This window comes from Brevibacillus sp. HB1.4B (assembly GCF_013284285.1).
Taxonomy (GTDB): domain Bacteria; phylum Bacillota; class Bacilli; order Brevibacillales; family Brevibacillaceae; genus Brevibacillus; species Brevibacillus porteri.
In genome coordinates this window covers 60,501-81,580 of the sequence record NZ_JABSUT010000010.1, presented here as the reverse complement: position 1 = coordinate 81,580, position 21,080 = coordinate 60,501, and the positions used below count along the sequence as shown (strand labels likewise).

The window sequence follows — 21,080 nt, the reverse complement described above, 5'->3', positions numbered from 1 at the left end:
AAAATTGCACGCACTTCAATTATTATCCCGTTTATATTTCGTTTACATTCATGCAGTATCTTATCTCTTGCAAGAGAAATGAGTGGAGAAAAAGGGGAGAAATAACGAATGGAACAGACCAATCGCGTAGCGAAATGGGGAAACTGGAGGCCTTTCTTTCGATTAATTAAGGAAACAAAACCATCCAAGCTAAAAATCGGTGTCGCATTGTTCATGAGCATCGCCACCACACTGGTTACTTTAGTGATTCCGCTCTTTACAAAAGACTTGGTCGACAGCTTTTCCTTAGCTACGATCACGACAGGACAAATTGTGCTTTTGGTCGTCGCTTTTGTTGCACAAGCCATTGCGGGAGGGCTGTCCATCTACTTATTAAACCATGTTGGCGAAAGTGTGGTAGCTTCGCTCCGTGAACGACTCTGGAAAAAGCTTCTCGTCCTGCCGATCTCTTATTATGACAACAACCGGACAGGTGAGACGATCAGTCGAATGACCAACGATACGGGCGTCGTGAAAAGCCTGATCAGTGATCAATTATCCAGTTTTTTCACCGGATTGATCACGATTGTTGGTTCCGTCGTGACGTTGCTATACCTCGATTGGCAAATGACCTTAACGATGCTCGTTGCTGTTCCGTTGTGCATGGGGATTCTCCTGCCGCTTGGCAGCCAAATGTACAAAATTTCAAAAGGATTGCAAGATGAGACTGCGAGCTTTACAACGATCATGAATCAGGTGCTTCAGGAGATGCGGCTCGTAAAATCCTCCAATGCCGAGGTGTACGAATTGGGGATGGGGACAAAGGCAATCGGAAACCTGTTCCGATTCGGGTTGAGAGAAGGAAGAGTCCAAGCCATCATTGGACCGTTAATGTCCTTTATCCTGATGGTGCTGCTCGTGGTTGTCATCGGCTATGGCGGCATGCGGGTGTCCTCGGGAGCATTGACAGCTGGTGAGCTGGTCGCGTTTATTTTGTATCTGGTGCAAATTGTCATACCGCTGGGGCAATTCACACAGTTTTTCACCTCCTTGCAAAAGGCCATGGGGGCAACAGAGAGAATCATTGCGACACTGGAAGCAGAGGAAGAAGATCTTCTGGCAGGACGGACCCTTGATAACGCAGGGCTGCCGATTCATGTGAATCATGTTAGCTTCGCGTATGAGAACGGGGAAACGATTCTTGACGATGTCAGCTTTACGATTGGGGCCGGAAAAGTAAATGCGATTGTCGGGCCGAGCGGCAGCGGCAAAACGACGTTGTTTTCAATGGTCGAAAGGTATTATCAGCCACTGAATGGAGAAATCAGGCTGGGCAATGATCCCATCACGGATTTTTCCTTGAAGTCATGGAGAAGTCAAATCGGCTACGTATCCCAGGAAAGTCCTTTGATCGCCGGAACCATCCGAGAAAATATTTGCTACGGGATTTCACGGACGATTAGCGAGGAGGAACTGAAGGAGGCGGCAAAGATGGCCTATGCGGATCAATTTATTGAGGAATTGCCGAATGGCTATGAAACAGAAGTAGGGGAGCGAGGCATGAAGCTATCGGGTGGACAGCGCCAACGAATCGGCATTGCCCGTGCACTGCTTCGTGACCCGCAAATCTTGATGCTGGATGAAGCGACCTCTAGCTTGGACAGCAATTCCGAGATGATCGTCCAGAAGGCGTTGCAAAATTTGATGAAGGGACGTACCACCCTCGTGATAGCCCATCGCTTGTCGACTGTGGTGGAAGCAGATCAAATCATCTTTTTGGAAAAGGGAAAAATCACAGGGATGGGTACACATGAAGAGCTTTTTCAAACCCATGCGATGTACCGCGAATTGGCTAGTCAGCAATTGCTCGTAAAAGAGAGGGTGTAGAACGTGACCACAATTATGGTAGTCGACGACGATCCGCATATTCGCGAGCTCGTCAGCGTCTTTTTGCGCAATGAAGGCTTTACGATAGTGGAAGCCGCAGACGGACAGGAGGCACTGGACAAACTAGAGTCGGTTCAGGCACAACTGGTGATTCTTGACATTATGATGCCGAACATGGATGGCTGGGAGCTGTGCCGAAAGCTTCGCAAGCATTACGATTTTCCCTTACTCATGCTGACTGCCAAGGGAGAGACATCACAAAAAATCAAAGGCTTCGAGCTAGGGACAGACGATTATTTGGTGAAGCCGTTTGATCCGCAGGAGCTGGTCGTCCGGGTAAAAGCGCTGCTCAAGCGTTACCGGATTGCCGCTTCGCATCAGGTTCAAGCAGGAAAACTGCTGCTTGATCGTAAAACGTTTGCAGTCGCCAGTGGCACGAAAACATGGAGCATTCCACTAAAGGAGTTCGAGCTGCTGTTCAAACTGGCCAGCTATCCCGGGCAGACCATCTCCCGCGAGCAGCTGATCGAACAAATATGGGGCTATGATTTTGAAGGCAATGAGCGTACGGTAGACGTGCACATCAACCGATTGCGGGAGCGATTTCCGGAAGCGATGTACGGCTTTTTGATCCGGACAGTCCGGGGACTTGGTTATCGTTTGGAGATCGTCGTATGAAAAAGAGGAGGCCAGAACGTCCCCATGTTTTGCTGAAAATCGCAGGCGTAGTGGGCTTATGTGCTGTTTTTGCTTTGTGCGGGCTAGGTGCATACGGGATTACCTCTCTCTTTTATGGCTATATGGACTATGATCCCCATGATCTTGTAAAAACGTTGGTCAATTCAGTTTTGAGCTGCATCCTGTTTATTGGGGTAGGCATGATCATTTCTTTCTTCACCATGCCAAGACATCGGGGCAGGTTTCAACCATTGATTGATGCGCTCAGACGGATCGCCATGGGGGATTTTCGGGTCAATCTCGATATCAAGCTGGCGCATGAATGGGGGGAGTTGGTGGAGGGCATCAACCACGTGGCGGAGCAATTAAACGAGATGGAGAAGCTGCGGCAGGAGTTCATCTCCAATGTTTCCCACGAAATTCAATCGCCCTTGACGTCGATCAGCGGGTTTGCTCGCGCCCTGCATAATGAAAGACTGAGCCCAGAAGATCGTAAACGTTACTTGGAGATTATCGAGTCGGAAAGCAAGCGCCTGTCCAAGATCAGTGACAACCTGCTTAAACTCACTGCGCTAGAGGGCATCCAGCATGATTTAGAGCGGAAGCGGTATCGGCTGGACACGCAACTACGCGCAATCATCCTCGCATGCGAGCCGCAATGGATGGCGAAAGAGATTGAAATGGACATAGACTTGGAAAAAGTCGAAATCGTCGCCGACGAAGATATGCTGAACCAAGTCTGGACTAACTTGCTTGGCAACAGCATCAAATTCACGGAGGCAGGCGGGAAAATTAACGTAAAGCTGGAGAGGGTAAACGGAGACGTACTCGTGAAAATAATCGACTCGGGAATCGGGATATCCAAGGAAAATCAGGAGCGCATTTTCGAAAGGTTTTTCAAGGCGGACCCATCGCGGAACCGAGCCAATTCGGGCAGTGGCCTGGGACTGGCAATCGTGAAAAAAATAATCGATTTGCATCATGCCACGATCGTCGTTGAGAGTGAAGTAGGGATTGGTACCACGTTTACGATTACATTTGTTCAAACAGATAAAAAAGCTGCCCCTTCGTCCGGATGACGGTCTGGGACAGCTTATTTTCATTACGGGTACCAGTTACGCGCCGATATACTTGGCATGGAGCGAACGTGCTAGGCTGATGTCATCTGTGCCTTGCACGAGGACACGACCATCCGGGAAAATGACGAGCGTGTATGTATCGACACGGAAACGCAGCAAAAATTTGTTTTGCTCGATTTGTCCCAAAGGCGAGAGTCTATCAGCCAATGCGTTCAGATCAAGTGTCAAGGCAGCGGCGGGCGAGATTTGTACGGTGTCTCGACCGCAAAGCGAAACGGCTTGTCCATCCTGGGTATCCGGCTGCAAAAACGAAAATTGCTTGTGCCCACATGTCGGACAGTCGTCTCGGCGGGCATTGACCACCTTGATTTGCTGATGGCGGTTATGCCAAATCTCAAAGTGCTCCAAATTCGGATTAAGCTCATCCGTTGCATCAACTAACAGCTTGAATGCTTCTGTTGCCTGATAGGAGGCGACGATGTGAATGATTGGTCCGATGACGCCAGCCGTGTCACAGGTAGGCATCTCACCCGGGTTTGGTGCTTCAGGGAAAAGGCAGCGTAAGCAAGGCGTGATCCCTGGACGAATCGCGGTAAATGTTCCAGTCGCACTCACAGCGCCACCGTACACCCACGGAATACTATGCTTAACGCAAACATCGTTCACGAGATATCTCACCTGAAAATTATCCGTCGCATCCAGAACGAGATCGACATCTGCCAGCAATTCCTCCGCATTATAAGCGGTAAGGTCTGCGACAATCGGTTCGATCGTGACAGCTGAATTGATCTTTGTCAGCTTGGCGTGAGCGGCGATTGCTTTTGGCAAATGCTCGGCTGCATCGGATTCGTCGTAGAGCATTTGACGCTGCAGGTTGCTCGGCTCGACGAAGTCGCGGTCAATGATGCGGACAAAACCTACTCCAGCACGGACCATATGATTGGAGAGAACAGTTCCAAGTGCTCCCATGCCGACGATCGCTACGCGGCTTTGCCCCAATTTTTCCTGTCCACTGCGCCCGATCGGATGAAACAATGTCTGACGGGAATAGCGAGTATCCAAGGCGTTACTCCACCTTTCCTTCTGGCATCGCAAGCGGATTCCACGGTCCTTGCTGATGTCCCTTCCATTCGCTTCCATCTTCCCACATTTCTTTTTTCCAAATGGGAACGATCTCTTTGAGTCGCTCAATGGCGTAACGGCCTGCTTCAAACGATTCATTTCGATGCGCTGTTGCAACGGCACAAACAACCGCAATTTCTTCTACAGCCAAGTTACCGATACGATGGTGCATCGCGACTTGCGCTCCCGGCCAGCGTTCCTCGATCTCTGCTGCGACCTGCTTCATTTTTTCAACAGCCATAGGGGCATATGCTTCATAGGACAAATACACGGTGCGCTGACCATGGGTAAATTCCCGAACAGTTCCGACAAAAGTAAGGATTGCGCCTGCATGCGGGTTGCTCACCAGACGAACCAACTTGTCCGCAGAAATGGGCTCCTCGGTAATGGCGAAGCGCGGGTCTTCTTCTCCGCCGCTTACAGGAGGTAAGAGGGCAATCTCGTCGTCGGCTGAAATGACCTGATTTTTCGCCGCATATTCATGATTGATGGAGACAAAGCAACTGCCCAAAAGCGCAGAGAGCGCAGGATATTCTCTTTCCACTGCTTGCAGTAGGTCGCTAACGGTCGCGCCTTCAGATAGGGTCAACTGTACTTCCCGGGCATTCGCACGTTCAGCGAGTCCGGCAAATAACAAGATCGTAATGGTCAAGACAATTCCTCATTTCCCTGGATGATACTACACTCTAGGCTAGACGATATCATAAACCGATCAAAGTTGCCAATGAATGGGGTGTTTCAATCAGCGGTTGATTCTAAGGGGCGAAGCCTTCCTGACTCAAATAGATCTGGTTCGGGGGAAAAATACGTAATAGCCGATCATAGACGATCCGATAGGCGGTAGGATCATACCATTCTTCCAGTCCAAGCTGTTCATAGAGAGCGGGAATGCCGTTTCTTTTCGTTCGTTTACCGCCGCTGCCATCTCCCATATAAAAGTCGTCGACACAGACACGTGTTACCAAGGGGCGCAAAATCTCCGGAAATGACTCACTGCTAGGCAAAACAGGGGCAATGGTTGCTTGTGTAGGGATGCCTGCTTCCGCCAAACGCTGGAGTGTTTTAAGCCGCGCTTGAATGGGGGGAGCTTGTGGGCTAAAGTGCCTGCGAATCTCCTCCAAATCGGTCTCGACGGTCATGCTGACGCGGACGCGATCACCCAGCAGGAGTAACAAATCGGCATCCCGCCAAACCAAGGGACTTCTCGTCTGCACCAGCAAAAAATCGGGTGGATGCTCTACCATGACTTCGAGTAAAGACCTCGTTACCTTTTCCGTTTGTTCGATGGGCTGGTACGGGTCTGTACTCGAAGACATGAAGATGGTCACCTTTCCTTTTTTCTTAGCCCGTATTAACTCCTTGCGCAATAAATCGGCAGCTTGCTGCTTAATGTCAACCCATGTGCCCCATTGCTCGTTGCGAAACAAAGAGACAGGCATTTGCCGAACATAGCAATAAGAGCAGGCGAAAGAACAGCCCGTATACGGATTGAGCGAGTGGGTGTAATCCGCAAGAAATCCGCTTCCTTTATTGAGGAGGGTTTTCGGCATTTTATAGGAAAGGATGCTCTTCATATTGTGCGTTCCTCACTTTGCATCATGAAAAATAATTCCGAGGCTGTAGCGCTTTCCTGAGGTAATCGTGCTGACACCGTGGCGCAGCGTGTTTTTATAGAAGCCTCGCGTTCCCTGTACAGGACGATAGGATGTCGGGAAAATCAGTCCAGCGCCTTGGTCCAAGGTTATCACATGTCCCCGGCTCTGCGCGCGCGGCCGTTGCTCCATCAGCAGAAATTCTCCGCCAGTGTAGTCCTTCTCCTTCTGATTCAAGGCAAACACGACTTGAAACGGGAAGAACACCTCGCCGTACATATCCTGATGTAAACAATTGTAGCCACCCGTTTCGTATTTCAAAATCAATGGAGTAGAGCGCAGCTGCCCCTGGTCGTGACATTGCGCCAAAAAATCAGGGAGGGTAGCAGGATAAATAGCTTCACGTCCAAGCATTTCGAGCCACCGATTCGCAGTCTGCGCAAGCATCGGATAAAAGCCTTCGCGAAGCTCCTGCAAAAGTGAGGGAAGGGGAGCCTGATAATAACGATACTCCCCTTCACCGAAACGGTACCGTGCCATCTGGATCGTATTGCGAAAAAGATCATCCTGTCCATACGAAGCGATTAATTCTTCGCACGCATTCGAGCCTATTAAGGAAGGAAAAGCTGCATACCCTTGTTCGTCCAACTTCTGTTGCAGGGAATGCCAGTCAAGTGCAGCGATCCTTTCTGTCAGTGAACTAGCCATGCTTCACACCCCGATTCGACTTTTGCTCCAGATCAAGCAGAGTTGTCTTCATGGGCAGTCCTCCACGATAGCCAGTCAGTGAACCGTTTTTACCGACAACGCGGTGGCAGGGGACTGTAATGAGAACCGGATTGGCACCGATTGCTGCACCGACTGCACGAACAGCAGCAGGCTTTTCAATGATGTTTGCAATGTCGGTGTACGATGCCGTTTGACCGTATGGGATTTGACGGAGTGCTTCCCAGACAGCGAGCTGAAAAGGCGTTCCAGAGAGGTCGCAATTCATGGAAAAATGCTCGCGCGTTCCTTGCATATATTCCATCAGTTCTGTTGCAAAAGGCTTTAGCCATGGGTCGTCTTGCACCAGTGCACTTTGTGGGCGATGCTTTTCAACCCACGCTTCCAATTCAGCAAAAGGCTGGTTGACTGAGCCGACATAACAAAGTCCGGCAGCCGTTGCAGCCAAATAAATAGTCCAATCACCATGCACAAGCATTGACCAACGTACCGTCTGATCCTTCATCGTTTCCATTTCCATACGCCTCCTTTGAGCTGTGTACGCACAGTATACCTCCAGCACCTGTTCTTCGTACGTTTTTGGGAGTGGATGAGCAAGATAACGAAACGATGTCCTCTACATTCCCATTGCTTTTATCCAGCTGCGGGAGTAAGGTAGGAGAAGATAGAGGAGGAAAGATACTCGTATGACTGATCAATTAACACATTTTAATGAACAAAATCGAGCGCGGATGGTGGACGTGTCTGAGAAGGACGTCACAAAACGGGTGGCTGTAGCCGAGAGCCAAATCAGCATGAAACCCGAAACACTCGCCCGAATCCGTGAAGGTCGAATCGAAAAGGGCGATGTACTCGCAGTTGCGCAGGTAGCAGGTGTCATGGCTGCCAAAAAGACGTGGGAAATCATCCCGATGTGTCATCCGCTGCCATTGACTGGCATCGACATACAATTTGCTTTTGTAGATGAAACGACGCTTGCGATTACAGGAACCGTGAAGACGACAGGGAAAACAGGCGTCGAGATGGAGGCGTTGACCGCTGTCAGTGTAACGGCTTTGACGGTGTATGACATGTGCAAAGCCATGGATAAAGAAATGATAATCGGTCCGACCAGTCTGCAATCCAAAACAGGCGGAAAAAGCGGCGATTTCCATCGGGGTGAGAAGTAAGCCATGAGGCAAAAGTGGGAATCCTATCCGAGCAGCATTCGTTTATTGGCGATTGCTGCCGTCATTTTTTCTACCGGAATGGCGTGTATTTGGCCGCTGGTCACGATCTATATTCACAACCATCTCGGAAAGCCGCTGACTGTAGCCGGCTTCTTGTTGCTTTTAAATCAAGGCGCATTCCTGATCGGGAGTATTGTCGGCGGGATGATGTTTGACCGCTGGGGTAAAATGCGCACCATTGTTGTAGGCTCCATCGGTGGAATGATTATTTCGGTCTGTTTAGGTGTTACACAAGATTTTACCGTATATGTCCTACTGTTATTATTGAATGGTCTGTTTTATGGATCCCTTTCTCCCGTTATGAATGCGCTGGCAGTGGTTTTATGGCCGGAGGGAGGCCGTAAAGGAATCAATCTGATTTACGTCGCCCTCAATGTGGGTGTAGCTGCCGGCTCTGCTTTAGGCGGCTTCTTGGCAAGCGTTTCGTTTGCTTGGACGTTTTTCGGAAATGCGATCACACAAGTAATTGTGCTGACGATGTTTATGCTCATTTTGCCGCGTCAGTTAAAACTGGCAGAGCAAAAACGTCAATTGCAGACGACTGCTCCCGAACAAGCAGAGGGAGAACTTATACGAGAACCACAGCAAGAGACCAAGGTTGTATGGGGAGCATTGCTGCTCTTATGCGGAGGATTGCTCATTAGCTGGATTGTCTATGTACAATGGACAACGGTGCTGTCGACCTACATGCAATCCCTGGGCATTTCACTCCGTCAATACAGTCTGTTGTGGACGCTGAACGGCGGTTTGATCCTGTTTGGTCAACCATTGATTGCGTGGGTCATACGACGCTTTGCCCGTACGCTAAAAGCACAAATGCTCTTGGGCGCTTATATTTTTGCCATGTCGATGTTGATTTTGTCTCAATCAACGGTTTATGCAGGCTTTGTTGCAGGCATGTTCATCATGACGCTGGGAGAAATGCTCGTATGGCCAGCGGTGCCGGCAGTAGCGGCACAGTTTACGCCAGAGGGACGAGAAGGCTTCATTCAAGGTCTGATTGCAGGGACTGGATCTGCTGGGAGGATGCTCGGACCACTTCTTGGCGCCTTCATTTTCCAATCGATTCATGCGCAGGGACTATTGTTCGTGATGGCGGGCTTGTGTCTGTTGTCTGTCGCATTCTTTGCCTTCCACACATCTTTTCAAAAAAGAAGGCATCAGGTACCCTTACAGAATCAAGCATCTTGACACGGTTTACGTGCTCAAGTAGTATGATATAGACGAAAAAACAGTATATTCCGTGTGTTTGACTTATTCAGAGAGGTGGAGGGACTGGCCCTATGAAGCCCGGCAGCGGATCTGTTCTATGCGATGGACAGATGCTGTGCCAATTCCAGCAGGATTTTTTCCTGACAGATAAGGACGTGACCAAGCTGATCTCCCCCTTTTTCTGTATGGAAAAAGGGGGTTTTACTGTATTGGGCCCAAGAAAGGAATGGAAGAAAGATGCGCATTCAACCCTCCGACATGATTGATCGACTCCCTACCCAGTTTTTTGCGACCCTGGTGGCAAAAGTAAACAAGGTCATTGCGCAAGGCCATGACGTCATAAACCTAGGGCAGGGCAATCCTGATTTGCCGACACCGCCACACATTATTGAAGAATTACAGGCGCAAGCGGCACAACCACTCCATCACAAATATCCGCCTTTTCAGGGACGCGTGGAACTGAAGCAGGCAGTGGCTCATTGGTATAAGCAAGAATTTGATGTGGACCTCGATCCGGAGGAAGAAGTAGCGATATTGTTCGGCAGCAAAACCGGACTCGTAGAGATTTGCCAAGTCCTTATGAATGCAGGCGATGTTGCACTGGTTCCAGACCCAGGCTATCCGGATTATTGGTCGGGGGTTGCAGTCGTAAATGGACGAATGGTCATGATGCCATTGAAGGCGGAAAATGACTTCTTGCCAGACTACAGCCAGCTCTCCCAAGCTGATTTGGATCGCGCGAAACTGATGTTTCTCAACTATCCGAACAATCCGACAGCAGTTAATGCACCACTCGAGTTTTATGAGGAAACCATTCGTTTTGCTCGAAAACATGAAATCGTTGTTTGCCACGACTTCGCCTACGGGGCGATCAGCTATGACGGGAAAAAGCCAGTCAGCTTCATGCAGGTTCCGGGTGCAAAAGAAGTGGGTGTAGAATTTTATACCTTGTCCAAAACGTACAACATGGCAGGCTGGCGTGTTGGTGCTATGGTAGGAAATCGCGAGCTGGTTCGTCTGATTAACCTCATTCAGGACCATTACTTCGTCAGTCTGTTCGGAGCGGTACAGATGGCGGCAGCCAAAGCGATGACGGAGTCACAGCAGTGCGTTCGCGATCTCGTCGCTGTCTACGAAAGCCGCCGCAATGCCTTGTACTCCAATCTGCATCGGATTGGCTGGCAGGCGCCACCATCTCAAGGGTCGTTTTTTGCTTGGCTTCCTGTTCCAAGCGGCTTCACATCCGTGGAGTTCTCTGACCTGCTTTTGGAAAAAGCGCATGTCGTCGTAGCGCCAGGAAATGGCTTTGGTCCGACAGGTGAGGGTTATGTGCGAGCGGCTTTGTTATCAAATGAAGAGCGTCTCGCAGAAGCGGTTCAGCGAATTGAGCGGTTGGGGTTATTTACGAAAACAAAATAAAGGCGAGGTAATTGGGTCACACTACCATACAAATGGAGTGTGGCTTTTTTATTCTAGAATAAAAATCATTCTCATTATTGACAGATAATGATTTTCATTATACGATGGCATTGTTAATGATAATTAGTCTCATCGAGAGCGGGAGGGTACCATGCGCTATCAGATTAACGGTTACACGGATATGTATACGGTGATCGCCAACGAGCGGAAAATCGGCGGAGCCATTGAAGCAGGCCAAATTCGCCTGCGGACGGGAGAAGTTTACGCCAATGCTGTTCTCACTCGTTTGGAAATGTCAGGTGCGCATTTTTGCTCGATCGGTTTTGTTACGGAAGAAGGCAAAAGACTGATTGTCCATGTGAATGATATCAGTATGATCGCTGATGCTCGTCACGTCAACGTTTGTGAGCTGACGAATGAAGGCATGAGAGTGGAGAAATCCGCAGAGAGACTGAAGCGATTGAAACGTCTCTGTGAACTGAATGAAGGCAGCTGTACGCCGACCTTCCAGGAAGAGGCATTGCTGTTGGCAAACGATATTGGCATGGAAGAAGCGTCCACGCACGTAGACCTCTCTTTCCTCCCACACACAGAGAAACCGCGTGTGTTTCGCATCGCCTAGGAAGATATAGCCCATACATATTGGACCCCTTTTCGTTTGAGACGAAGAGGGGTTTTTTGCATGCAGTGTGTCAAGACTAACGATTGAACAACCGCTCGACATAGTCAAAACCTATCCACTCATAGCTACCAAGGATTGGACTTACGAGAGGGAGAGTGATAAAACAAGGATAAGCAAAATCAAGGGGGAACGGAACATGGAGTACTCATTTTCAAAATCTGTCGAAGCATTATCCTCCTCGGCAGTCCGGGAAATCTTGAAGCTGACCCAAGGCAATCAAGTGCTCTCGCTCGCAGGTGGACTGCCAGCAGAGGATTCTTTTCCAATCGCAGAGATGCGTGAAGCGTTCAACCGCGCATTTGAACAAGGAGCAAAAGCTCTTCAGTACGGATTAACTGATGGATACTTGCCGCTTCGTGAGTGGATTGCATCCCGCATGAAGCAAAAGCATATGAACGTCGGTGTAGATAATATGATCATCACAACGGGCTCTCAGCAAGCAGTAGACTTGTTGTGTCGTGTATATTTAGACGAAGGCGATGTCGTTCTCGTTGAAAACCCTACTTATTTGGCAGCTGTTCAGTTATTTCAATTCCGGGGAATCAAAGCGATCCCTGTAGACGGTGACGCCGATGGGATGGATTTGGACGATCTGGCGAAAAAAATTGCCCAGTACCGCCCCAAAATGGTGTACGTCATTCCTACCTTTGCCAATCCGACAGGAAAGGTATGGAGTCTCGAACGCCGTCTCGGCTTGCTTCGTCAATGTAAGGCACAAAACATTCTCATCCTGGAAGACGATCCATATGGAGAGATCCAATTCGATGGGGAAGCACCGTACCGCTCGATTTTCTCACTGGATGAGCATCCGACTGATTCCTGTGTGGTGTACACCAGTACCTTTTCCAAAATTGTCGCGCCAGGCTTGCGTACCGGATGGGCCATCGGAGATACACGTGTGATTCAAATGATGGTGAAGGCGAAGCAAGCAGTTGATTTGCAGTCAAGCACAATCGACCAGTACGCTCTGTATGAGCTTTTGTCCCGCTTTGATCTGGAGCGCCACATTGAGAAGATTCGCGAGTCTTACAAAGCGCGCATGGAATGGATGCATGAGCTCTTGGTTGCGCAAAACTGGGAGGGCGTACAGTGGGAAAAACCAAGAGGCGGGATGTTCCTCTGGGTGAATCTGCCGGAGCATATCGATGCGGAGAAGCTGCTGGCCCGTTCCGTACAGGAAGGCGTCGCATTCGTACCAGGGAAGCCGTTTTATGCAGCTGAGCCTCAAGTTAATACGATGCGCTTGAATTATACACTCTTGAACCGGGAAGACACGGAGCTTGCGATTTCGAGATTGGGCAAAGCATTCCACGCCTACAGTGAATCTCTCGTGACAAATGTTTAATAGAAGCAAAAAGACAACCATTGCCATTGGAGCTGGTTGTCTTTTTTGATGCATATTTACAGGGAAAGCTCCCTTTGCGCCCGATCCAGCCATTCATTCACAAGCTCCGTAAACAAAAGTGGCTGCTCAATCTGCAAGTTGTGTCCCGCACAATCGAGTGCGGCAAAAGAAGAGCGGGGATAGCCCTCAATAATATCCCAAATATCGCGATAGCCGACAGAATGATCTTGTTTGCCCACAACAAAAAGACTCGGGTGAGGGAAGGGAGCCGTATCCAATGGGAAGGACACGCCGTATGACTGTCTGATTTTACTGAGGAAAGAAGGGTCAGACAGCATGTAGCCGTCGACAATCTCTTTTTTATAGCGGTTCCACGTATAATTGGTAGCTACTACCGCCATCGACTCAAACTCTGCTCGTTCCGTCTCACTCAACTTCTCCCAGAGAGAAGGCTCCTCTATTAAGACGGGTTTATCCGGCAGTGTGCGCTTTGCTTTTTCAGGAATGACGTTCGGGCAGATGAACAGGGCGCCCTTCACTCGATCCCGGCGCTTCTCGATAACTGCTCGTGTAAGATATCCGCCGTATGATTCACCCGCAATGAAAAAGGGTTCACCTGGAATGAGCTGATCGATGAACGCAAGGACAACCTCCAGAATATCGTCCGTGGTGTGGATATGTTCGTAGTTTTCCGTTTGTCCCATTCCAGGCAGGTCTATGTAAAGTCGTCGGTATCCTGAGCGTTTCTCAAAAATTGGTTCCAGACAACCAGTCATGCAGCGGTGATCAAGTGAAAAACCGTGAATCATCACGACAGGAAAACCGCTTCCGATCTCCTCATAATAAAGGTTAACCCCATTGACCTCGCATCTCATATAAATCCCCCCAACGACATTTGTGTCAGATTGTTTCGAAAGTTTGGAACGTACGTTCTTATTATAAGGGATCTGTTACATATTTCAAGGATGAAAAAACACACCCACAACGAGAATCGTCAATGGGTGTGCCAAAGGGCTTCCTATTCTTCTGTTTCTTCCAACGTGCAAATTGCGCTTGGACGCTTGATCCGCAATACAACGCACTCGTAAACACGGAACAGACTGTTCATTTGCTCGTCTCCGAGGAATGCGGAGTCGAAGTCTTCTGCAATCGCCAGGTCGAGATTATGGCGGCCAGTCGCTACCAATACGCCGGAACGGCCCTTAATGGTAGGAGATTGGAAGACACCATCTGTAACGAGATTGCGAACATGCTCGATCTCAAGCACGTTGGTGCCTTTGTGCACGCGATGCAAGAGTGAGTAGAGCTCAGGAGAAACAACCAGTGCATACGGACCGCTGTGGCCCATTTTCAACAGCTTGTTGCGTGCTTCCACGATATCAGCAAACGCATTGCCAGATTCCATCCAATCGCTCTTCAGATGAGTGAGACGGCCTTTTACGTTCATCAGACCTGGGAGGTCGAATTCAGCAGCACCGTTGAAGATCAGATCGTCTTCCATCAGTGCACCACCAGCAGCTGCATTGGCAGCCGCGCTCATGTCCAAAGGCATGCCCAGTGTGCGTGCTTGGGCAACATCACGCCAGTAGAGCATGAAATCTTTGTACAGGATTGGAATCGTCATGCTGACACGGCGGCTAGGCTGTGTCATTTCCAGTGATTCTCCGCGCAGGGAGAGACCGCCAAAACGGGATTCCTCATATACATCGTTGGTAATGGTTTGGATACCTTCACCTAATGGTCCATAAATATCGATAAAACGACGTCCTACCAGCTGGCGGCGAGCCATGTCAACGACAGTTGCATCCAACTGGTTCCATTCTTCAGTCGTCAAGGGAGAGTCTGGGTATTTACGAAGCTTGTCCATAGTGTAACCTCCATGTTATTTCAGGATTTCCGATTCTTTACATTCCTTTCAAGCTGCCAACTGTCAGTCCTTTTTTGCCAGAAACTGCAGGAGCGGAATGCTTGACCACGGAAGCAACACCGTGAGGAGCGGAAGCCGAAGCTTTCAAATGATCTACCTGGTGAATGTCGTGCCCCTCATCGTGATCAGTGAGATCAGGATGAGCCGCATCAGAGAATCGTTGGCTCATGTTCGCCATGATCTCTTTGACTGTCAAATAGTCTGTATGCGTCTTTTCACGCATGCCATCCAGAAGCTGACGTGTTTCGTCATCCTTGAATTCATACAGAGAGAGCTCCAGATGCTCGCGGAAATTGTGCAGTCCAAAACGTTCCAGATTCACATCGGACAGCATTTGCGAGAGGTCGCGATCACTTAGCTGATCCAGGCTTTTTCCTGAGGAGACCTTCTCCAGGTAGGGAACCAATTCCTGCAAGCGACCCATGCGCTGTTCTTCTTCTTCCAAAATATGATGGTAGTAAAGACGAGTATGCTCGTCCGTTGCCGCGTCGATAATCGGCTGGATAACGCCCATGAAGCTGTTGATATAACCTCTGGTGCGATCAAAAATGGCGTGCAGCTGTGTAATTTCTTGCACCCTACGCCACCTCCTCATTACAATCTATTTTTTCATTATACCGTTGGAAAAAACACCCGGGCAACACCTATGTACATTTTCTTATGATTACGAAGAATATGGTGCGGTGTAATTTGGAAAAGAGGGCGGGAGCACTAGAGCGCCGTGGCTTTGCCTAGAGGCTTCGTTTCTAGTTTTGTTTTTTGACAAAAAAGTTATCATGGAGAGTATTGTCAAAGTCAATTGGGAATGATAATATTTATCAATAAGAGTGATATTCATTATCAATTAGCATTCTGAGAAGAAAACATAAATCCTACATTACCTAAATTTAAGGAGGTAACAAGTTATGTCATCCATTTTAGTAATAGGCGGAGATCGCCTGGGCAATATTATCGAACTTTTGCAAGGGCAAGGCTTCAAGGATATTCACCACGTAACTGGACGGAAAAGCTCGCAAACCGGGGTGAAAATTCCAGCTGGTATCCACATGATTTTGGTGTTGACTGATTTCGTCAATCACAACTTAGCCAAAACGGTGAAAAACCAAGCCAAAGATCGCGAGCTGCCCATCGTATTCTGCAAGCGTTCGTGTTCTGCGATTGCCAAAGCCTTTGATCTCACTGCGTAAATACATACTCTCCAGAACGGGCAGACTACGTTCGTGAGTCTGACACCAACGGAGGAATGACGCATGGAACAGAATCGTTTGAGTGAACTGCCTATCGCACAGCTTACGGCCGCTCAGCTGCAACAATTAAAACAGGCAGAAGAACAAATCAACACAGAAGGTCCAAATGTATATCTTATTGCATTAGAGAAGCAATCCCCGTCCTCCTAGACGGGGTTTTTTTGTTGAATCGTTTGCTTCTCACTTGAATACGTATTGCTCCAGTTGCATTTTGAGGGCGTCAATCCCGATGGCGAAGCCCAAGCATTGGCTGGATTGAATGATGAATGCATTGAGGCCAACGACTTCCCCATTCAAATTAATGAGTGGACCTCCGCTATTCCCTGGGTTAATGGCAGCATCCGTCTGAAAAATTTCTTCGTACATTCGCTTCGCAACCTGTAAGCGGCGGTTTTTGGCACTGATGATTCCCGCTGTCACAGAATTTTCCAAACCAAGTGGGGAACCACCTGTCGCCATACAGGCAAAATCAGGGGCAATTTTAGTGAAAAGACAATAGATGCAGGCAGACCTCTCGATTTTTATGACCAGAGGCAGTGTCTGTTGCTTCCACATCAACACGTTGGATGAGTGTGCAAACGAGCATTCGCCGTTCTTTTTCATTTGCATACGTCCAAATCAGTTTCCAATTGGAAAGCGCATCTAGATCCAGCCGTTGTCCTTTTGAAAAAGAGGAGTAAGCGCGTTCCTGTTCTTTTGCAGCTCTCTCCAACGCACTGATTTTCTCTCGTAAGGCAGGGAGAGTAAGGAATCCATCTTCATAAGCTTGTTCCCAGCGCTGCCTCCGAATTTGCAGCTGTTGCTCGGTTTCTTTCGCGGGAGCGCGGGAATTCGTCTGTAACACAATCTGATACACTTCCTTCAACGCAGCGATTGATTCTGGCGAATGCTGCATCAGCTCGTGCACAATGGCTTTTTCCAAGCGATCCTCACGTATAGCAGGAGCATCACACGTACCAGCCAGCTTGTTTTTACATAAATAGTAGCGGTGCGTGTAACGTTTTTCTCCTTTTCCCGTAATCGTGGTTGTTTTCCCGCGCATAGAGGAGCCGCAACGCGAGCAGTACAGCAATCCGGAAAAGAGGTAGCGGGAGCTGAGAACGCGGGGATGGCTTGTTCCGCGAGCACTCATCCGCTCCTGCACTCGCGAGAAACATGGCTGATCGATAATGGCTGGGTGAGTCGCCTCTTCGATAATCCATTCCTCCGGGTCATTGCGTTGTTGATCGGCGTCGGTGTAATTCCAACGCAACGCACCATGATAGACGGGATTTTTTAACAGTCGAAGTACGGCACTTGCACTCCATGAAGCGCCATTTTTCCCGCGCAATCCGGAATGATTCGCCCATTCAGCGATTTGGCGCGGGGACTCGCCTCGATCATAGCGCTCGAACATGCTGCGTACGCCAGCTGCTTCCCTTTGATTCACGACCAGCGTTCCTCGCACCAGATTGTATCCATACGGTGCAGGTCCTCCTGGTCGTTTTCGTTCTCTTGCCATCTGGCTCATTCCCAGCTTGACCCGTTCTGCCAAGTTTTCTCGTTCCCATTGTGCGAGGGCAGCCACTAAGGTAATAAACAGTCGCCCAATTGCCGTAGTCGTATCGTATACCTCGGTGCAGCTTTTAAAGTGTACCGCATGTCGATCGAACTCCTGCAGGAGCTGATACAGATCAAGGACAGAGCGAGTGAGTCGATCGAGTCGATAGACGAGGACGACATCGATTTCACCCGTTCGGATATCCTGCAGGAGCTGACCGAGTGCGGGGCGATTCGTATCTTTGGCACTCACGCCTTCATCTGCGTAGACGGCATGGACTTCCCAACCTTGAGAGTGAACGTACGAGAGCAGCTTTTCCCTTTGAGCGGGAATCGAAAATCCTTCACGTGCCTGATCCTCTGTACTGACACGAATGTAGACGGCCGTTCGCATCGCCCGCCCTCCCTTCACCTTGGGTTGCTAGAGTGTACAGCAAAAGGGAGGAGCTTATGCCTGACCGCACATAAAAAAACCCGCTTATCCGTCTTGGACAAGTGGGGTTATGCTACATCCATTTTTGGCCCCATTCGTGAATGGAATCAATGACAGGACGCAGATCTTTTCCTTTTTCGGTCAATTCGTATTCAATGCGAACCGGGATCTCTGGGTACACTTTTCGCTCCAAAATTTCCAGCTCCTCCAGCTCTTTCAGCCTTTCAGAGAGCATTTTATCGCTCATATGCGGAACCATTTCGCGGATATCTTTGAATCGTACAGTACCACGTAGCAACACATGAATAATCAGGCCGGTCCAGCGCTTTCCAAGGACGTTTATTGCACATTCATATTTTGGACACATGTGTTCGCCAGAAAAATCTTGACTCATATCGGCGTCACCTCTATCTAGCAGCATTATTGTTGCCCTTTATTCTAACAGATTAGCTTGAAAAAAGTAAGTAACGAAAAGTTGGAATGACACTTTGTCAATGGTTGAGTAGTCAAGCCCGTTTTCATGGACAAATGTTTCCCTATAAGGTGTCCACACATACACTAATCGCGAAATAAGAAGCGAAGAGGGTGTTACGATGCTTTCTAAACGGGTAATCGGTATTTTAACCTGGCGGGAGGGTGTACGCTTTGAGGAACCAGATTATTTGCGAAGGTTGGTTCAAACAGGGCAAAAGCTAGGCGCAGTAATCTACCTGTTTTCGCATCAGGACGTCAATGTTTCCGCAAGAAAGATCAAGGGCTTCATCCCCAAACCGAACGGGGGCTGGATAAGTAAATCTTTCCCTTGGCCACAAGTTGTAATCGATCGGTACCGACGCAGGGTAAAAGAGTATATCCGGCTGCGGAATAGCGATCTGTTTTTCTTTGCAAACAGTCCGTTCAGTAAGAAATGGAGAGTGACGAATCTACTCGCTTCCGATGATCGTGTCAAACGCTGGATTCCGGAGACACATATTTACGAAAAAGGCTTGGTCCGAAACATGCTCGCACGTCATGGGCTCGTCTATGTCAAGCCAGGCAATGGCACAGGGGGAAGAAGTATCCTCAGAGTGAAGAGCAGCGGCAAGGACTATAGCCTCTCCGGACGTGACAAAAAACATAACCATCATGTAGCTCGGATTGATACGGTGGAAGGCGTGGAAAAATGGGTCAAAACGTGGGTGGCGGAACAGCGTATTCGCGATGGCAATTTCCTGGTGCAGCAAGGTTTGAACCTGGGGCTGCTACGCAAGCATGTCGCCGATGTACGGTTATTGATTCAAAAGGACGAGCGTGGGGAGTGGGTGGTGACAGGCTGCGCAGTACGTATGGGGGAGAACGGCAGTGCTACTTCCAATTTGCATGGGGGAGGCAGAGCGATTCCCTTTGAATGGTTTATGTTCAAGCGATTTGGAGAGGAGCGGGGAGAGCTGATCAAGCAGGAATGTTATCAGCTTGCTTTCGAAGTAGCAAACACGCTCGAGGATTATTTCGGTCGCATGATGGAATTCGGTCTGGATATTGGGGTGGATGTGGACGGACGTTCGTGGTTAATCGAAGTGAACCCCAAGCCGGGGAGAGAGGTTTTTCGCCAGATGGGTAACATGGGATTATACAAAAAGGCGATCGCTCGTCCCGTTCAATTTGCGCTGTATTTGGCCCGGAACCAGGCTCGTTTTTTGTCTCTTTGAACACAAATGGTGAACCGACGCTGATGACCCATTCTCCTACTTTTGTATGAGAGGAGTTGCCTAGTGGCAGTGGATATAGCTTGCAGTCTGCATCAATTTTGATGACGGCGTAATCCCGGACTCGATCAGCTATAATGCGTTTGGCTTCAAACACTCTACCGTTATATAGCTTCACGAAAATGTTTTTGGATTTACCGATGACATGCTCGCTCGTCAAGATATACCCTTTCGGATGAAAAAGAAATCCGGAGCCAAAGCTTCGTTCCGTGGGTGGAGAATTATCCTCTTGATCAATAAGGCTGCGAATTAACGAATCCACGTCTTTGGAATGGGGAGCATCCTCGGTCACGATGGAGACTACTCCTTCTTGAACTCGCTCGACAATGGGAACGAAGAAATTGAATGGGTGCAGACTACTGCTGCTCACAGGGTACTTTACCCGCGTATATTGGGACCATTTTTTACTTTTCACCGATCTCTCCCCCTACAGCAGATAGGTATGTATCATCTTATGGGGAGTGGAGTGGGAAGGGACGCCCAATTTCTAGTCACGTGAAGGATATATCATTAATTTTGATTGATATAATAAAGAAATAGCATTGGTATAATTATTTAAATCCATTTATAATAACATGTAGTTAAAGAATATTTTGAACATAAAGGCTAAGTCCTAGCCGCTAGAGAGAGAAAAAGAACGGTAACGGAGGATGCGAAGAGATGGATGTTAAAACGATCATACTGGGTTTCTTAAGCTATGGGGAAATGAGTGGCTACGATATTAAGCAAGCGTTTACAAACAGCATTGGATTCTTTTATGACGCTAGCTTTGGTGCTATTTATCCAGCATTGCGCAAACTGGAGGAAGAAGGCTTCGTGACGAAGCAAGAAATCATTCAGTCTGGCAAGCCGAACAAGATTTTGTACCGTATTACAGAAGCCGGAAAACAATCTTTCCGTCAAGAAATCCAGACGCCTATCTTGCCGCCAGTATTGCGCTCAGACATGCTGGTTAAGATTTTCTTCGGCAAGAGCCGCACGATCGACGAACAAAAGGATTTGCTAGAGGGCTGTTTGGATACGCAACGTCAATTGCTCCAACAAAGTAAGGCCTCTTATAAAAAGCTGGAAGTGAATTTTGACGAATATCAACGTTTTTGCTGGGAGTATACCATTCATCATCTGGAGTCAACGATTTCTTTTATGGAACAAAAAATGACTTCCTTGATGAAACAACCAGCTTATTCCGTTTAGCCACATAAAGCGAAGGGCTCATGTCTTGTGAACAATGAGCCCTTC

At 48.7% G+C, this 21,080-nt stretch carries 23 protein-coding genes, 1 pseudogene and 1 riboswitch; of the genes and pseudogenes, 12 read left to right on the top strand and 12 right to left on the bottom strand.

Features of this window, described 5'->3' with window-relative positions; genetic code table 11:
- Positions 1-108 precede the first annotated feature (108 nt).
- The 3 genes from HP398_RS22590 to HP398_RS22580 are packed head-to-tail and all read left to right on the top strand — an operon-like array spanning position 109 to position 3,623.
- Positions 109-1,866, top strand: coding sequence for an ABC transporter ATP-binding protein (locus tag HP398_RS22590; protein WP_017250478.1), 1,758 nt, complete (start codon positions 109-111; stop codon positions 1,864-1,866).
- Between the two features lie 3 nt (positions 1,867-1,869).
- The gene (locus HP398_RS22585) at positions 1,870-2,544 is read left to right on the top strand and encodes a response regulator transcription factor (RefSeq protein WP_069847628.1); all 675 of its coding nucleotides are present in this window, start codon (positions 1,870-1,872) and stop codon (positions 2,542-2,544) included.
- Entirely contained in the window at positions 2,541-3,623 is a 1,083-nt protein-coding gene (locus HP398_RS22580; protein WP_173623686.1) for a sensor histidine kinase, read from the top strand. The genes HP398_RS22585 and HP398_RS22580 overlap by 4 nt, the downstream gene beginning before the upstream one ends.
- A 36-nt stretch (positions 3,624-3,659) precedes the next feature.
- On the opposite strand, the gene HP398_RS22575 is transcribed toward HP398_RS22580, so the two are convergent.
- From HP398_RS22575 to HP398_RS22555, 5 genes are all read right to left on the bottom strand, one after another.
- Positions 3,660-4,685: a ThiF family adenylyltransferase gene (locus HP398_RS22575; RefSeq protein WP_017250475.1), complete on the bottom strand. Its 1,026-nt coding sequence runs from the start codon at positions 4,683-4,685 to the stop codon at positions 3,660-3,662.
- A 4-nt stretch (positions 4,686-4,689) separates the two neighbouring features.
- Positions 4,690-5,397, bottom strand: a complete 708-nt coding sequence (locus HP398_RS22570) for a molybdenum cofactor biosynthesis protein (protein ID WP_017250474.1) — start codon at positions 5,395-5,397, stop codon at positions 4,690-4,692.
- A 103-nt stretch (positions 5,398-5,500) separates the two neighbouring features.
- Positions 5,501-6,319, bottom strand: coding sequence for an SPL family radical SAM protein (locus tag HP398_RS22565; protein WP_017250473.1), 819 nt, complete (start codon positions 6,317-6,319; stop codon positions 5,501-5,503).
- A 12-nt stretch (positions 6,320-6,331) separates the two neighbouring features.
- Positions 6,332-7,045: a 2OG-Fe(II) oxygenase gene (locus tag HP398_RS22560; protein WP_173623685.1), complete on the bottom strand. Its 714-nt coding sequence runs from the start codon at positions 7,043-7,045 to the stop codon at positions 6,332-6,334.
- Positions 7,038-7,577 carry a methylated-DNA--[protein]-cysteine S-methyltransferase gene (locus HP398_RS22555; RefSeq protein WP_173623684.1) on the bottom strand — a complete coding sequence of 180 codons (540 nt, stop codon included), beginning with the start codon at positions 7,575-7,577 and terminating at the stop codon, positions 7,038-7,040. Before HP398_RS22555 ends, HP398_RS22560 begins: the two co-directional genes overlap by 8 nt.
- Positions 7,578-7,749: 172 nt before the next feature.
- Between HP398_RS22555 and moaC the strand changes: the two genes are divergently transcribed.
- From moaC to HP398_RS22530, 5 genes are all read left to right on the top strand, one after another.
- Positions 7,750-8,232 carry a cyclic pyranopterin monophosphate synthase MoaC gene (gene moaC / locus HP398_RS22550; RefSeq protein ID WP_017250470.1) on the top strand — a complete coding sequence of 161 codons (483 nt, stop codon included), beginning with the start codon at positions 7,750-7,752 and terminating at the stop codon, positions 8,230-8,232.
- A 3-nt stretch (positions 8,233-8,235) separates the two neighbouring features.
- Positions 8,236-9,483 carry an MFS transporter gene (locus HP398_RS22545; protein ID WP_173623683.1) on the top strand — a complete coding sequence of 416 codons (1,248 nt, stop codon included), beginning with the start codon at positions 8,236-8,238 and terminating at the stop codon, positions 9,481-9,483.
- A gap of 60 nt (positions 9,484-9,543) precedes the next feature.
- Positions 9,544-9,658, top strand: a riboswitch (SAM riboswitch).
- 83 nt (positions 9,659-9,741) lie between these two features.
- A complete protein-coding gene (locus tag HP398_RS22540; RefSeq protein ID WP_173623682.1) occupies positions 9,742-10,923 on the top strand; it encodes a pyridoxal phosphate-dependent aminotransferase in 1,182 nt (393 codons plus the stop codon).
- 151 nt (positions 10,924-11,074) lie between these two features.
- Positions 11,075-11,545, top strand: a complete 471-nt coding sequence (locus HP398_RS22535; protein ID WP_017250466.1) for a hypothetical protein — start codon at positions 11,075-11,077, stop codon at positions 11,543-11,545.
- 196 nt (positions 11,546-11,741) lie between these two features.
- Complete coding sequence (locus HP398_RS22530) at positions 11,742-12,950, top strand: aminotransferase-like domain-containing protein (protein WP_017250465.1); 1,209 nt, start codon at positions 11,742-11,744, stop codon at positions 12,948-12,950.
- Between the two features lie 56 nt (positions 12,951-13,006).
- Here HP398_RS22530 and HP398_RS22525 read toward each other — a convergent pair whose 3' ends face one another.
- The 3 genes from HP398_RS22525 to HP398_RS22515 form a co-directional block, all read right to left on the bottom strand.
- The gene (locus HP398_RS22525; protein WP_173623681.1) at positions 13,007-13,825 is read right to left on the bottom strand and encodes an alpha/beta fold hydrolase; all 819 of its coding nucleotides are present in this window, start codon (positions 13,823-13,825) and stop codon (positions 13,007-13,009) included.
- A gap of 143 nt (positions 13,826-13,968) precedes the next feature.
- The gene (locus HP398_RS22520) at positions 13,969-14,817 is read right to left on the bottom strand and encodes a family 1 encapsulin nanocompartment shell protein (protein ID WP_007721249.1); all 849 of its coding nucleotides are present in this window, start codon (positions 14,815-14,817) and stop codon (positions 13,969-13,971) included.
- 37 nt (positions 14,818-14,854) lie between these two features.
- Positions 14,855-15,454, bottom strand: coding sequence for an IMEF encapsulin system ferritin-like cargo protein (locus HP398_RS22515; RefSeq protein ID WP_017250463.1), 600 nt, complete (start codon positions 15,452-15,454; stop codon positions 14,855-14,857).
- Between the two features lie 328 nt (positions 15,455-15,782).
- On the opposite strand from HP398_RS22515, the gene HP398_RS22510 reads away from it, so the two are divergent.
- The gene (locus tag HP398_RS22510; protein ID WP_016742090.1) at positions 15,783-16,064 is read left to right on the top strand and encodes a DUF2325 domain-containing protein; all 282 of its coding nucleotides are present in this window, start codon (positions 15,783-15,785) and stop codon (positions 16,062-16,064) included.
- Positions 16,065-16,127: 63 nt separating this feature from the next.
- Positions 16,128-16,274, top strand: a complete 147-nt coding sequence (locus HP398_RS22505; RefSeq protein WP_017250462.1) for a hypothetical protein — start codon at positions 16,128-16,130, stop codon at positions 16,272-16,274.
- Between the two features lie 30 nt (positions 16,275-16,304).
- Here the strand turns inward: HP398_RS22505 and HP398_RS22500 are convergent, their stop codons facing one another.
- From HP398_RS22500 to HP398_RS22490, 3 genes are all read right to left on the bottom strand, one after another.
- Entirely contained in the window at positions 16,305-16,583 is a 279-nt protein-coding gene (locus HP398_RS22500; RefSeq protein ID WP_007721243.1) for a S1C family serine protease, read from the bottom strand.
- 22 nt (positions 16,584-16,605) lie between these two features.
- A complete protein-coding gene (locus tag HP398_RS22495; protein ID WP_173623680.1) occupies positions 16,606-18,057 on the bottom strand; it encodes a recombinase family protein in 1,452 nt (483 codons plus the stop codon).
- 112 nt (positions 18,058-18,169) lie between these two features.
- Positions 18,170-18,490 (bottom strand): winged helix-turn-helix transcriptional regulator, encoded by a 321-nt coding sequence (locus tag HP398_RS22490; protein ID WP_017250460.1) that lies wholly within the window; start codon positions 18,488-18,490, stop codon positions 18,170-18,172.
- Between the two features lie 199 nt (positions 18,491-18,689).
- Here HP398_RS22490 and HP398_RS22485 point away from each other — a divergent pair, with 199 nt between their 5' ends.
- On the top strand, positions 18,690-19,784 hold the full coding sequence (locus HP398_RS22485) for a YheC/YheD family endospore coat-associated protein (RefSeq protein ID WP_017250459.1): 1,095 nt from the start codon (positions 18,690-18,692) through the stop codon (positions 19,782-19,784).
- A gap of 64 nt (positions 19,785-19,848) precedes the next feature.
- On the opposite strand, the pseudogene HP398_RS31440 reads toward HP398_RS22485, so the two are convergent.
- A pseudogene (locus HP398_RS31440) lies at positions 19,849-20,103 on the bottom strand (trypsin-like peptidase domain-containing protein); the annotation flags it as partial.
- 398 nt (positions 20,104-20,501) lie between these two features.
- Here HP398_RS31440 and HP398_RS22475 point away from each other — a divergent pair.
- Positions 20,502-21,035: a PadR family transcriptional regulator gene (locus tag HP398_RS22475; RefSeq protein WP_017250457.1), complete on the top strand. Its 534-nt coding sequence runs from the start codon at positions 20,502-20,504 to the stop codon at positions 21,033-21,035.
- Positions 21,036-21,080 lie beyond the last annotated feature (45 nt).

Excerpts from the sequence above, each read along its gene's own strand:
- HP398_RS22590 (WP_017250478.1), top strand. The coding sequence starts at position 109 with ATGGAACAGACCAATCGCGTAGCGAAATGGGGAAACTGGAGGCCTTTC.
- HP398_RS22580 (WP_173623686.1), top strand. The coding sequence starts at position 2,541 with ATGAAAAAGAGGAGGCCAGAACGTCCCCATGTTTTGCTGAAAATCGCA.
- HP398_RS22565 (WP_017250473.1), bottom strand. The coding sequence starts at position 6,319 with ATGAAGAGCATCCTTTCCTATAAAATGCCGAAAACCCTCCTCAATAAA.
- HP398_RS22560 (WP_173623685.1), bottom strand. The coding sequence starts at position 7,045 with ATGGCTAGTTCACTGACAGAAAGGATCGCTGCACTTGACTGGCATTCC.
- HP398_RS22555 (WP_173623684.1), bottom strand. The coding sequence starts at position 7,577 with ATGGAAACGATGAAGGATCAGACGGTACGTTGGTCAATGCTTGTGCAT.
- moaC (WP_017250470.1), top strand. The coding sequence starts at position 7,750 with ATGACTGATCAATTAACACATTTTAATGAACAAAATCGAGCGCGGATG.
- HP398_RS22545 (WP_173623683.1), top strand. The coding sequence starts at position 8,236 with ATGAGGCAAAAGTGGGAATCCTATCCGAGCAGCATTCGTTTATTGGCG.
- HP398_RS22540 (WP_173623682.1), top strand. The coding sequence starts at position 9,742 with ATGCGCATTCAACCCTCCGACATGATTGATCGACTCCCTACCCAGTTT.
- HP398_RS22535 (WP_017250466.1), top strand. The coding sequence starts at position 11,075 with ATGCGCTATCAGATTAACGGTTACACGGATATGTATACGGTGATCGCC.
- HP398_RS22530 (WP_017250465.1), top strand. The coding sequence starts at position 11,742 with ATGGAGTACTCATTTTCAAAATCTGTCGAAGCATTATCCTCCTCGGCA.
- HP398_RS22525 (WP_173623681.1), bottom strand. The coding sequence starts at position 13,825 with ATGAGATGCGAGGTCAATGGGGTTAACCTTTATTATGAGGAGATCGGA.
- HP398_RS22520 (WP_007721249.1), bottom strand. The coding sequence starts at position 14,817 with ATGGACAAGCTTCGTAAATACCCAGACTCTCCCTTGACGACTGAAGAA.
- HP398_RS22510 (WP_016742090.1), top strand. The coding sequence starts at position 15,783 with ATGTCATCCATTTTAGTAATAGGCGGAGATCGCCTGGGCAATATTATC.
- HP398_RS22505 (WP_017250462.1), top strand. The coding sequence starts at position 16,128 with ATGGAACAGAATCGTTTGAGTGAACTGCCTATCGCACAGCTTACGGCC.
- HP398_RS22500 (WP_007721243.1), bottom strand. The coding sequence starts at position 16,583 with ATGGCGACAGGTGGTTCCCCACTTGGTTTGGAAAATTCTGTGACAGCG.
- HP398_RS22495 (WP_173623680.1), bottom strand. The coding sequence starts at position 18,057 with ATGCGAACGGCCGTCTACATTCGTGTCAGTACAGAGGATCAGGCACGT.
- HP398_RS22490 (WP_017250460.1), bottom strand. The coding sequence starts at position 18,490 with ATGAGTCAAGATTTTTCTGGCGAACACATGTGTCCAAAATATGAATGT.
- HP398_RS22485 (WP_017250459.1), top strand. The coding sequence starts at position 18,690 with ATGCTTTCTAAACGGGTAATCGGTATTTTAACCTGGCGGGAGGGTGTA.
- HP398_RS22475 (WP_017250457.1), top strand. The coding sequence starts at position 20,502 with ATGGATGTTAAAACGATCATACTGGGTTTCTTAAGCTATGGGGAAATG.